9 protein-coding genes are annotated in these 12709 nt (G+C 32.8%); 5 read left to right on the top strand and 4 right to left on the bottom strand.

From position 1 onward, the window contains the following. Positions 1–29: 29 nt before the first annotated feature. Positions 30–989: an electron transfer flavoprotein subunit alpha/FixB family protein gene (locus BT151_RS05890; protein ID WP_072400806.1), complete on the bottom strand. Its 960-nt coding sequence runs from the start codon at positions 987–989 to the stop codon at positions 30–32. Positions 990–1002: 13 nt separating this feature from the next. Then, a complete protein-coding gene (locus BT151_RS05895) occupies positions 1003–1749 on the bottom strand; it encodes an electron transfer flavoprotein subunit beta/FixA family protein (protein WP_072400807.1) in 747 nt (248 codons plus the stop codon). Positions 1750–1905: 156 nt separating this feature from the next. On the opposite strand from BT151_RS05895, the gene BT151_RS05900 reads away from it, so the two are divergent. Beyond that, on the top strand, positions 1906–2883 hold the full coding sequence (locus BT151_RS05900; protein WP_072400808.1) for a pyruvate dehydrogenase complex E1 component subunit beta: 978 nt from the start codon (positions 1906–1908) through the stop codon (positions 2881–2883). Positions 2884–2946: 63 nt separating this feature from the next. After that, positions 2947–5451 (top strand): DUF5686 and carboxypeptidase-like regulatory domain-containing protein, encoded by a 2505-nt coding sequence (locus BT151_RS05905; RefSeq protein ID WP_072400809.1) that lies wholly within the window; start codon positions 2947–2949, stop codon positions 5449–5451. Positions 5452–5539: 88 nt separating this feature from the next. On the opposite strand, the gene BT151_RS05910 is transcribed toward BT151_RS05905, so the two are convergent. Then, positions 5540–5845: a PID-CTERM protein-sorting domain-containing protein gene (locus tag BT151_RS05910; protein ID WP_072400810.1), complete on the bottom strand. Its 306-nt coding sequence runs from the start codon at positions 5843–5845 to the stop codon at positions 5540–5542. 179 nt (positions 5846–6024) lie between these two features. Then, complete coding sequence (locus tag BT151_RS05915) at positions 6025–8262, bottom strand: M1 family metallopeptidase (RefSeq protein ID WP_072401013.1); 2238 nt, start codon at positions 8260–8262, stop codon at positions 6025–6027. A gap of 289 nt (positions 8263–8551) precedes the next feature. Between BT151_RS05915 and BT151_RS05920 the strand changes: the two genes are divergently transcribed. From BT151_RS05920 to BT151_RS05930, 3 genes are all read left to right on the top strand, one after another. Continuing rightward, positions 8552–9079, top strand: a complete 528-nt coding sequence (locus BT151_RS05920) for an inorganic diphosphatase (RefSeq protein WP_072400811.1) — start codon at positions 8552–8554, stop codon at positions 9077–9079. Positions 9080–9219: 140 nt separating this feature from the next. Next, positions 9220–11610, top strand: coding sequence for a sodium-translocating pyrophosphatase (locus BT151_RS05925; protein ID WP_072400812.1), 2391 nt, complete (start codon positions 9220–9222; stop codon positions 11608–11610). Positions 11611–11690: 80 nt separating this feature from the next. Further along, positions 11691–12695, top strand: coding sequence for an App1 family protein (locus BT151_RS05930; RefSeq protein ID WP_072400813.1), 1005 nt, complete (start codon positions 11691–11693; stop codon positions 12693–12695). Positions 12696–12709: the final 14 nt, after the last annotated feature.

Genomic DNA, 12709 nt, shown 5'->3' on the forward strand with positions numbered 1-12709 from the left:
TTTTGTTAATACAATTTATAAAAAATAATTTATTGTTGCGCTTTAAACGCTTTTAATTTTTCAATAAGCTCTGGTACAACTTGAAAAGCGTCACCAACTACTCCATAATCTGCAGCTTTAAAGAAAGGTGCTTCAGGATCAGTATTAATTACCACTTTTACTTTTGATGCGTTGATACCTGCTAAATGTTGAATAGCACCAGAAATACCAATAGCAATATAAAGGTTTGAAGCTACAGGTTTACCTGTTTGCCCAACATGTTCACTGTGTGGTCTCCATCCTAAATCTGATACAGGTTTAGAGCATGCTGTTGCAGCACCTAAAACATCTGCTAATTCTTCAATCATTCCCCAATTTTCTGGGCCTTTTAAACCACGACCTGCTGAAACTACAATTTCTGCATCTGCAATAGTTACTTTATCTGTTGCTTTATCTACTGACTCAACAGTAACGCCTAATTCAGGAATTGAAGGTGAAAAGTCTTCGGCAGAAGCGCTACCACTATTTTCAACCAATCCAAATGAATTATTAGAAACACCAACAATTTTTACATCGGTATTTATTTGAGCTATTTCAAAAGCTTTGTTTGTAAATGCTGAGCGTTTTACTGTAAATGGACTAGTGTTAGAAGGAGCTTCAACAACATTTGAAGCATAACCAGCATTTAAACCTACAGCTAAAAGCGGTGCTAAATATTTGCTATCAGCACTTGAGCTAACAACAACTACTTTTGAACTTTCACTTTCTGCGGCTTGCTTAATTGCAGCAGCATAAGCGTTAGCATTAAATTTATCTAACTGTGCATTTTTTACACTTAAAACTTTATCAACACCATAGTTTCCTAAAGTAGAAACATCATCTGCATTTATAGCAATAGCTGTAACGGTTGTTCCTAATTGGTTGGCAATGGCTTTAGCGTAAGATGCTACTTCTAAAGCTGTTTTTTTAAAGCTTCCTTTTTCTGATTCTGTATATACTAAAACTGACATATATCTTTATTTTTTAAATCACTTTAGCTTCGTTATGAAGCAAGCTTACTAGTTCATCTAAATTATCTGGAGACACTAAAGTAACCGCGCCTTTTGGAATCGGTTTTTCAAACGAAACAGAAGTTGTTTCAGCACTCACATCAATTGGTTCAACAACAGTTAATGGTTTTTGACGTGCCATCATAATACCTCTCATGTTTGGAATACGTAAATCACTTTCTTCAACCAATCCTTTTTGTCCGCCAATAACTAGTGGTAACGATGTAGAGACAGTTTCTTTTCCGCCATCAATTTCTCTTATCGCTTTCGCGGAAGTCCCATCAACTTCAAGATTTATACAGTTATTTACAAAATTAGCTTCGGTTAAACCCGCAATCATACCAGGAACCATTCCACCATTATAATCAATAGATTCACGACCGGCAATAACCAAATCATAACCACCATCTTTTACAACTTTTGCTAATTGTTTTGCTACTGAAAAAGCATCAGTTGCTGGAGTATTTACTCGTATTGCTGCGTCTGCACCAATTGCTAAAGCTTTTCTTAATGTAGGTTCTGTTTCTGCACCACCAACATTCACAACACTTACAGTTGCACCTTGTTTTTCTTTAAACCACATAGCTCTTGTTAATCCAAATTCATCATTTGGGTTGATAACAAACTGTACACCATTGGTATCAAACTTTGTGTCACCATCAGTAAAATTGATTTTTGATGTGGTGTCTGGTACGTGACTAATACACACTAATATTTTCATAATTAATATATTAAAATGTCTTATTTTTTATATGGCTACGAAGTTAATTATTTTATTTTGAAAAATACTATGCACGCATAATAAATTTTAAAAAAATCTTTTGAAACGGTAACTCATTTATTGTTATTTTTGCTATTCGAATTAAAAAGAACTTTAATGAAGACAATTCAATTTAGAGAAGCTATTTGCGAAGCGATGAGCGAAGAAATGCGCAGAGATGAAAGCATTTATTTAATGGGTGAGGAAGTAGCAGAATACAATGGTGCTTATAAAGCCTCAAAAGGTATGTTAGATGAGTTTGGTGCTAAACGTGTTATTGATACGCCAATTGCAGAGCTTGGTTTTGCAGGTATTGCGATAGGTTCTACAATGACAGGAAACAGGCCAATTGTTGAGTATATGACCTTTAACTTCTCGTTAGTTGGAATTGATCAAATAATAAACAATGCTGCAAAGATTAGACAAATGTCTGGCGGGCAGTTTAAATGTCCAATTGTTTTTCGTGGACCAACAGCTTCTGCAGGACAATTAGGAGCAACACACTCACAAGCTTTTGAAAACTGGTTTGCTAATACACCTGGTTTAAAAGTGGTAGTACCTTCAAATCCATATGATGCAAAAGGTTTATTAAAAGCAGCTATTCGCGATGACGATCCAGTTATTTTTATGGAAAGTGAGCAAATGTATGGTGATAAAGGCGAAGTGCCAGAAGGAGAATATATTTTACCTTTAGGTGTTGCCGATATTAAACGTGAAGGAACTGATGTTACTATCGTTTCTTTCGGAAAAATAATTAAAGAAGCATACAAAGCGGCTGATGAACTTGAAAAAGAAGGCATCTCATGCGAAATAATCGATTTACGTACTGTTCGTCCAATGGATAGAAAAGCTATTATAGAATCGGTTAAGAAAACAAATAGATTAGTAGTTTTAGAAGAAGCATGGCCTTTTGGAAATGTAGCTAGCGAAATTACATATTTGGTTCAAAATGAAGCTTTTGATTACTTAGATGCCCCAGTTCAAAGAATAAATACAGCTGATACACCAGCACCATATTCACCAGTGTTATTGGCAGAATGGTTGCCAAACTATGAAGATGTTATTAAAGCTGTTAAAAAAGTAATGTATAAATAAATCGTAATTTTTTACGTTATATAAACTTCATTAGCACATTTGTTGATGAAGTTTTTTTGTAATATGAATATAAGACTACTTATTGCCCTTTTTTTTCTCGGAATAATTTCCGCTTTCTCACAAACCAAAGTTAGTGGTTATGTGTTTGACGAATATAATGAACCCGTATCTTTTGCAAATGTTATATTTAAAGGTTCTACACAAGGAACTATTACTAACGAAGAAGGAAGATTTTATTTAGAATCTGATGAAACTTGGGAAACTTTAACTGTATCGTTTATAGGCTATGAAACTTTAACTATCCCTTTGGATAAAAAAGTAAACTACAATTTAAAGTTCACGCTTAAAGAGGAAGCTGCTCAATTAGATGCAGTTGTTATTGTATCAGGAAAACAATCAAAAAAGAATAATCCAGCTATAGATTTACTCAGAAAAATTTGGGCAAATAAACGTAGTAATGGTTTAAAACAATTTAAACAATACGAATTCGATAAATACGAAAAGGTAGAATTCGATATCAATACCATAGATAGTGCACTTATTAAAAGTAAGCTTTTTAGAGGTATGGAGTTTGTTTTTAATGAAGTAGACACCTCGCGAGTTACGGGTAAAACCTATTTACCTATGTTTATTAATGAAGCAGTTTCAAAGGTTTATGGTGATAATTTAATTAATAAAACTAAAGAGGTTTTAGAAGGAAACAAAAACTCTGGTTTTAGTGATAATCAAATTATTATTGATTTTGTAGATGATTTGTATTCAGATTTTAATGTTTACGATAATTACTTAAAATTCTTTGATAAAAGCTTTGTAAGTCCACTATCAAGAACAGGCATAAACACCTATAATTATGTATTGTCAGATAGTGCTTTTATAGATAATAAGTGGTGCTATAATGTTATTTATTATCCAAGACGAAAAAACGAATTGACTTTTAAAGGTGATTTTTGGGTTGCAGATACTACATATGCGATTAAAGAAATTAATCTTCAAGCTTCAAAAAGTGCCAATATAAACTGGGTAAAAGAGATTTATATTGAGCAAGAGTTTGAGGTGTTAAATGACTCATTATTTCTTGTAAAAAGAGATTATATGATGTCCGATTTTGCCTTCAACAAAAAAGAAAAGTCAAGAGGTGTTTATGGGAAGCGAACTACATTATATGATAATTATAAATTCGATTTAGAAAAAGATAAAAAATTCTATGAAACCGAAGTTTATAATTACGATAAAGATGTGTACGATAGAGATGATGCTTTTTGGAAAGAAAACCGATTAGAGTCTTTAAATAAAGATGAACAAGGTGTTTACAAAATGCTAGATACCTTAAAAACGGTTAAAAAGTTTAAAAGGCTTTATAACCTAGGAAGCATTTTAGCATCAGGATATATTGAGTTTAATGAGTTGCCTTTAGATTACGGTCCCATTTTTTCAACTTTTGGTTATAATGAAGTCGAAGGACTTCGTTTGCGTGCAGGAGGACGTACTTATTTTGGACGAAACGATCTTTGGAGACTTGAAGGCTTTTTAGCTTATGGTTTTAAAGATGATAAATTTAAATACGGTATTTCAGGAAAATGGTTGCTAGACAAAAAAAATCGTTTAATTATATCTGGAGGAAATAGGCGTGATGTCGAGCAAATAGGTGCCAGTTTAACCACAAGTACCGATGTTTTAGGACGTAGTTTAGCATCATCATCAGTAGTTGGTACAGGCGCGAATGATAAATTAACATCTATTAACTTAACTAGTTTAGCAGTTGAAGCAGAACCTTGGCGGAATGTTATTTTTAGATTAGGCGGAAATTACAGAACTCTTGAATCGGCTTCTTCAACATTTAGCTTAGATTATAACACAGTAAATGGAGTTGAATCTGAAATAAAACAATTTGAAAGTTCTCTTTCAGTATCATATTTTCCAAAACGAAAAATGACAGGTTTTGGTGTAGAACGACAAACAGCTAATGACGATTTTGCGCATTTGTTTGTACAACTAAGTCGTGGAGATAAAAGTATATTTAATAGTGATTTTAATTATACAAAAGCTCAATTCTCATACACACAACCATGGCAAATGGGAGGTTTTGGAAGGCTGTATACTACTGTTGAAACAGGGAAAACCTTTGGTGAAGTGCCACTTGGTTTACTAAGTGTTATTCCAGGGAACCAATCATATTTTTCAATTTATCAAACTTTTTCTCAGTTAGATTATTATGAATTTGTATCTGATACATATGCTTCTTTTCATTTAGAGCATAATTTTAACGGACGTTTATTTTCTAGAATACCTTTTTTAAGAAAGTTTAATCTTCGTGAGATTGTAAGCTTAAGAGGTGTTTGGGGAGATATTTCAGAGGAGAATATTGCATTGAATACTACAAATAACCCAAATAATATATCGCTTATTGCACCAAATAATAAACCTTATTACGAGTATAGTTTTGGGGTAGGAAACATTTTTAAAGTGTTTAGAATAGACTTTAACTTTAGAGGTAATTATTTAGATGAAGTTAAAAACCCTGATGCTCGTAAGTTTGGTGTTACTGGTTCTTTTGGGTTTTATTTTTAAAAGTATTCTACTATAATTTTAGCAAAAAAAGAGGCTTTTTTAAAAGCCTCTTAGTAAGTTTAATTTTGTTAAAATAATAATTTAATTATTATTCACGTAATTTCTTAATTCCAAAAGCAGCAGCTCCTACTAATAAAATAGAAAGACCACCATCTAACGGAATTGAATCACCAGACCCATGATCACAATTTTTGTTGTGAACGTGCCCATAACCATTTCCATTTCCATGGCTCGTATGACCGTAACCATTTCCGTTTCCATGACTTGAATGCCCTTTGCCGTTTCCGTTGTTTCCTTTTTTATTGTTTGACAAAGCATTCATGTTAATTGAAAATGCTAGAATCGCTAGCAGTACAATTAGTTTTTTAAATATATTTTTGTTTTTTGTCTTCATTTTAATTACTTATTAATTTAAGCAAAAATATTACAACTTAAAGTACTAATTTACTTTTTTCGATATAATGCATTTTTAAACTTCAAATTGATTTGAGTTTTAATTTAATCCCTTATTATCTTGTTTTCAACGTCTGTGCTATGAATAAAAGTATATAAATACGAGCGGGTTACAATAAATTAATGTTCCTTTTTATTATCTTTAAAAGTGTCAAATTCCGATTTGGTTTCTTCTTTTGGAAAAGTATTGTTATCCATATTAGTATCGGCAAATTCGAAATTTGGATCTAAATTTACTTTGCTAACCTCTTTCTCTTTTATAAAAGTATGTTGAATTTCATACTCATTTCTACGCCAAATTTCAACAGGTAAAGTGTCAATTTCTGTAGAGCCATCAGTAAAAACCCATTCAATAGTAACAGGCATTACAAGCCCACCTTTATTTTTTATTGTGATTTCATAAATGTTTTTATTAGAAAGTTGTTTTCTAACTTCGGGTTCATCTAAACGGGATAAAAACTGACCATAAGCGGCATCAGGTGTAGAAGTCATAGTTATTACTTCAGGACCATTTGAAAAATCTTTTGATTCAGCCTCAGTGCTATTGCTATTTGCTTTAATTTTTACTTGTGATGATTTATTTTGATCTTCAATATTTGTGTTTTCTTCAAAAACCTTAAACCATTTTACATTGCTAAGTTCCATGTCTACATTATCGGTAGTAAAAAACCAACCTCGGTAAAACCAATCTAAATCTGTAGCAGTGGCGTCTTCTAAAGTTCTGAATAAATCTGATGGATTTGGGTGCTTGTATTTCCATCGGTTAGCATATTCTTTAAAAGCTTCATCAAACAATTCTTTTCCAATAATTGAGTTTCGCAGCATTTGCAAGCCTACAGTTGGTTTTTGGTAAAAATTTGCTCCAAACTGTTGAAGTAATTCATTATCTGAAGTCGTCATAACTGGGCGTAAAATGTTTTTATCACCACTCATAAACGGAACAATACTTTTTGGAGTTGTGTGGTTGAAATCTGGATAACGTTCTGCTACAGTGCGTTGGTGTAAAAAAGTATTTAGACCTTCGTCCATCCACATCCATTTGCGTTCGTCTGAACTCACAATCATAGGAAACCAATTGTGTCCAACTTCATGAATAATGGTTCCTATCATACCTTGTTTTGCACGATCACTAATTTCTCCATCTTTATCAGGGCGTCCACCATTAAAGCTAATCATTGGGAATTCCATACCAATATTTGACGTATTGACTGAAATAGCTACTGGATATGGATAATCAAAAGTAGCTTCAGAATACACTTCCAAGGCTTGAGTTATTGCTTTTGTAGACTCTCCTTGCCATACAGGTAGGCCTTCTTTAGGGTAAAAAGACATAGCCATTACTGTATTGGTTGGTAGTTTTACCGCTTGAGCATCCCACATAAATTTTCTTGATGAAGCAAAAGAGAAGTCTCGAACATTGGTTGCATTAAACTTCCATGTTTTTTGTTTTGTAGATTTTTGTTTTTCGTTAGCTAAAGCTTCTTCTTTTGTAATAATCATTACGGGTTTGTCAAAAGATTTTTTAGCGTCATCAAAACGCTTACGCTGTGTTTTAGTTAAAACTGACTCACTATTTTGAAGCTCTCCAGTTGACGCTATAATATGATCTTCTGGCACAGTAATTTCAACTTCATAATTGCCAAACTCTAATGCGAATTCCCCCAATTTTTGAAATTGTTGGTTTTGCCAACCTTCGGTATCATTATAAACAGCCATTCTAGGAAACCAATGTGCAATTAAGTAAACTGTATTGTCATCTTCTGGAAAATATTCATAACCTTCTCGAGATAGTAAATACATGCTTCTATCTGTAATTGGATAAGACCACGAAATAGCTAAAGTTGTTGACTCACCAGATTTAAGAATGGTATTTAATTTAACCTTCATCATGGTATTATTTACCATAGTTCTTAAATTATTACCAGTGGCATCTTTTACATATTTAATAGAATAACCAGCAGGAAAATTAATAGCTCTAGTTAAAAATTGCATTTGCCTAGTGGTTATAGAGTCTTTTATGCTATTATTTATAGCACCAAAATCTTCATTGCCTTTTTTGTTAACATTTTGTTCCAGTTGCATCCAAACATAACTTAAGTCATCAGGTGAATTATTAAAATAAGTAATGGTTTCTTCGCCCGTTAGAGTGTTGTTGTTCTCGTTAAGTATAGCTTTAATTTTATAATCGGCACGTTGTTGCCAATAGGCTTTTCCTGGTGCGCCACTTGCAGTTCTGTAAGTGCTTGGTGGTGCAATCATGTTGTCAATAGGTTCAAATTTTCCTTGCCAAGGCTGAGTTTGAGCTTGAAAATTAGAATAGGAAAAAGTAGTAATAAGAAGTAATAATAGTAGTCGCATTTTTATTGAATTAGTCATTTTCAAATTAGAGCAACAAGATAATAATATTATGAGTAAAATTTAGTATTTGTCTATGATAATCAGTTGACTTATTAATAAATCCGACATGCTTAGTTTGAAATTTAAAGTATTCAAAAAAATCAAATTTTTAAAATGCGAGAATAGTTTTAACGTTAAGAAGGGATGAATTTAGATTAAACACCTAAAAAATCCTTTAAAACAACAGGTTTTGACTTGTTTGCTGCTTTGGTGTTCAGTACATTTGTAGCCCTAAATAGAAATAAAAATCATGAGTAAAAAAGAAATATTAACGTTTGATGTTTTAATAGAGATCCCTAAAGGAAGTAGAAATAAGTACGAGTACGATTTTAAATTACATAAAATTCGTTTTGATCGTATGTTGTTTTCATCAATGATGTATCCTGGTGATTATGGATTTATTCCAGAAACATTAGCTTTAGATAAAGATCCATTAGATGTTTTAGTGTTAGGTCATCAACCAACATTTCCAATGGTTGTTATGGAGGTAAGGCCTATTGGTGTTTTTCATATGACGGATGAAAAAGGTCCAGATGAAAAAATTATTTGTGTTCCTGTTTCAGATCCTATATGGAGCAATAATCACGACATAAGTGATTTAAATCCACACAGATTAAAAGAAATTGAGCACTTTTTTCAAGTATATAAAGATTTAGAAGAGAAAAAAGTAGATACAGGAGGTTGGGGAAATGCAGAAGAAGCTGTTAAAATTTACCATGAATGTGTAAAAAGATACGACGATAGCGAACATAAAGAAAAACGCACTTTCACTATCTAATAAACACATATATTAGCATATTCTTAATATATCTCAATATAATTGAACCATCTTAAATTTAAGGTGGTTTTTTTTATCACTTATATTTTCCTATTTTTAGCTTTGTTAAAAAATCAATTAACTTAAACTAACTAACTAATATGGAATTAATAGTAAAAATTTTACCGCTTTTTGGTGTTGTAGCTTTAATTTTCGTTTTTCTAAAAAGCGGATGGGTTTCAAAACAAGACGTAGGTAATGAGAAAATGTCACGTATAGCTAAGAATATAGCCGATGGCGCCATGGCATTTTTGAAAGCCGAATACAAGGTTTTAGCAATTTTTGTGGTAGCAGTAGCTATCTTACTTTTTTTTAAAGGCACAAATGAAGTAGGCTCAAACGGTATGGTAGCAGTATCATTTGTTGTTGGAGCTATCTGTTCTGCCTTAGCAGGGTTTATAGGTATGAAAGTAGCTACCAAAGCCAATGTTAGAACTACGGAAGCTGCAAGAACATCATTAGGACGTGCATTAGAAGTAGCGTTTGCTGGTGGCGCTGTAATGGGATTAGGTGTTGTAGGTTTAGGTATTTTAGGATTAAGTGGTCTATTTATAGCATATCAAATGATGTGGCCTGGGGCTGAAAATTTATCAATGGTACTAAATGTACTTTCAGGATTTTCATTAGGAGCTTCATCTATAGCTTTATTTGCACGCGTTGGTGGTGGTATTTATACCAAAGCAGCAGATGTTGGTGCTGATTTAGTTGGTAAAGTTGAAGCTGGTATTCCAGAAGATCATCCGTTAAACCCTGCAACTATAGCAGATAACGTTGGAGATAATGTTGGAGATGTTGCTGGTATGGGAGCCGATTTATTCGAATCGTATGTGGGTTCTATTATAGGAACTATGGTATTAGGAGCTTTTATTTTAACACCAGATTTTGATGGCTTAGGAGCTGTGTACTTACCTTTAGTACTTGGTGCTGTAGGTATAATAATGTCTATACTAGGAACCTTTTTTGTAAAAGTAAAAGATGGTGGAAATCCACAAACAGCATTAAATATTGGAGAATTTGGTTCAGCTGGATTAATGGTTGTGGCGTCTTATTTTATTATTAATGCTTTAATCCCTGAGACTGTTGAAGGTTTACCTTTCGGAGCAATGGGTGTATTTTGGGCAACAATAGCTGGTTTAGTTGCTGGTTTAGGTGTTGGTAAAATAACAGAATATTATACAGCTACTGGAAAAAAACCTGTAATGTCTATTGTTAAACAATCTGAAACAGGAGCTGCTACAAATATTATTGCAGGTTTAGGTGTTGGTATGATGTCAACAATGATTCCTATTCTTTTAATTGCTGCAGCTATTATGGTTTCACATCATTTTGCAGGTTTATATGGTATTGCAATTGCAGCGGTAGGCATGTTAGCAAACACAGGTATTCAATTAGCTGTTGATGCTTACGGACCGATTTGTGATAATGCAGGTGGTATTGCTGAAATGGCTGAATTACCAAAAGAAGTGCGTGAACGTACAGATAAATTAGATGCTGTTGGTAATACAACTGCTGCAGTTGGTAAAGGTTTTGCTATCGCTTCTGCTGCCTTAACAGCTTTAGCATTATTTGCTGCTTTTATGAAGACTGCTGGTGTAATAGCAATTGATGTGTCTCAGCCTAAAATTATGGCGGGATTACTCGTAGGTGGTATGTTGCCATTTGTGTTTTCTGCTTTATCTATGAATGCTGTTGGTCGTGCTGCTATGGCAATGATTGAAGAGGTAAGACGTCAATTTAGAGATATTCCACAATTAAAAGCTGCACTAGAAGTTATGCGTAAGTATGATTCTGATATGACCAAAGCATCCGAAGCAGATAGGAAAATATTTGATGAAGCTGACGGTGTTGCAGATTATGGAAAATGTATTGATATTTCTACGAAAGCATCTATTAAAGAAATGGTGTTACCAGGTTTATTAGCTATTGTTGTTCCCGTAGCTGTTGGGTTTTTAGGTGGAGCAGAAATGTTAGGAGGTTTGCTTGCTGGTGTAACAACTTGTGGTGTACTTATGGCAATCTTCCAATCGAATGCTGGTGGTGCATGGGATAATGCTAAAAAAACTATTGAAGAGCAAGGTAAAAAAGGAACAGACGTTCATAAAGCAGCTGTTGTAGGAGATACTGTTGGAGATCCTTTTAAAGATACTTCTGGACCATCTTTAAATATTTTATTAAAATTAATGTCGGTTGTGGCACTCGTTATAGCACCAAGTATTGCAATGTCTTCAGATGTTGTTACTGCTTACGCTGATGATGTTAATAAAAATGAGATGACTAAAGAAGTTAAAGTTGAAATGACTATAAACACTGATAATACCGTTAAAGCAGTGGTAACTACTATTACTAATAAAAATGGGAGTGAAACAACAAGTTATGAGACTTTTGAAGGAACTGAAGAAGAAGTTAAAGCTAGTATTGAAGCATTAAAAGGTAATGCTAACAACATTAATTTGAAGGTTGAAAAAGTTGTTGAAGAAAAAAATGTAAACTAAATAAAATAGTTGCTTTTTAAATATAAAACCACGCGAATAGCGTGGTTTTTTGTATTTTTATTTCAAAATAAGAACATTGAATGTTTAAAAAAGATGCGCTTCAAATAATTGTTTTTCAAACTTACGGGACTTCAAATCATTTGTATTTAAGAGGAAGAGCTATTGAAGATGAAAGCATTAATCTAGAACAAAAAGGGGCGTTTAAATTACTTTTCAACGCTTGGAAACGCTTTGAAACTGACGAAATAAAAAATACTCAAATTAGAGTAAAAGTTGGAGATGATAAATTCTTCTATACAAATACTGATGATAGAGGTTATTTTTTATTAGATGAAAAAGTTGAAAATTTAAGTGATTATGTAACTGAAGAAGGTTGGATTCATTTAGTGTTTTCTTATAGTGCTGAAAATCTTAAAAGAACTATTCAATCGGATAACAGATTTCCAGGAGAAATACTTATTCCATCTAAAAAAGCAGCTTTTGGTGTTATAACAGATATTGATGATACTATTTTACACACTGGATTAGTTTCAATATTAAAATGGCGAGTTCTTTTTAATACCCTATTAACGTCAGCAGGAAAACGTATGCCTTTAGATGGTGCTCCAGAGTTTTACCATTTGTTACACCAAGGAAAAACAGGTGAAGAATCTAACCCTATTTTTTATGTAAGCCATAGCCCATGGAATTTATACCGATATTTAGAATATTTTTTAAAGAAGAATAATTTTCCAAAGGGCCCAATTATTCTAAGAAATTTCCCAAAACCTTTTTCGAAAAAAGCTAAAGGCGAAATACCTCAAAAGCAAAAGGAGATTTCAAATATATTAAAAACATACCCTGAATTAAAGTTTATACTTATTGGTGATAGTGGAGAACATGACCCCGACATTTATATGCAAATAGTGAATTTATTCCCAAATAGAATATTAGCAATTTATTTAAGAAGCGTTAATCACAAAAAGAAAATGCTTCGTGTAAAAGGTCTTTATGAAAATTATAAAACTATTCCTGTCTTGTTGGTGGACAAAAGTGAAGAAGCTATAGAACATGCGAAATTGCATGGCTTCATTTCACTAAAATAATTTTATTGAATATA

This window comes from Flaviramulus basaltis, assembly GCF_900114265.1.
Classification (GTDB): Bacteria; Bacteroidota; Bacteroidia; order Flavobacteriales; family Flavobacteriaceae; genus Flaviramulus; species Flaviramulus basaltis.

Excerpts from the sequence above, each read along its gene's own strand:
- BT151_RS05930 (WP_072400813.1), top strand. The coding sequence starts at position 11,691 with ATGTTTAAAAAAGATGCGCTTCAAATAATTGTTTTTCAAACTTACGGG.
- BT151_RS05915 (WP_072401013.1), bottom strand. The coding sequence starts at position 8,262 with ATGCGACTACTATTATTACTTCTTATTACTACTTTTTCCTATTCTAAT.
- BT151_RS05890 (WP_072400806.1), bottom strand. The coding sequence starts at position 989 with ATGTCAGTTTTAGTATATACAGAATCAGAAAAAGGAAGCTTTAAAAAA.
- BT151_RS05905 (WP_072400809.1), top strand. The coding sequence starts at position 2,947 with ATGAATATAAGACTACTTATTGCCCTTTTTTTTCTCGGAATAATTTCC.
- BT151_RS05895 (WP_072400807.1), bottom strand. The coding sequence starts at position 1,749 with ATGAAAATATTAGTGTGTATTAGTCACGTACCAGACACCACATCAAAA.
- BT151_RS05920 (WP_072400811.1), top strand. The coding sequence starts at position 8,552 with ATGAGTAAAAAAGAAATATTAACGTTTGATGTTTTAATAGAGATCCCT.
- BT151_RS05925 (WP_072400812.1), top strand. The coding sequence starts at position 9,220 with ATGGAATTAATAGTAAAAATTTTACCGCTTTTTGGTGTTGTAGCTTTA.
- BT151_RS05910 (WP_072400810.1), bottom strand. The coding sequence starts at position 5,845 with ATGAAGACAAAAAACAAAAATATATTTAAAAAACTAATTGTACTGCTA.
- BT151_RS05900 (WP_072400808.1), top strand. The coding sequence starts at position 1,906 with ATGAAGACAATTCAATTTAGAGAAGCTATTTGCGAAGCGATGAGCGAA.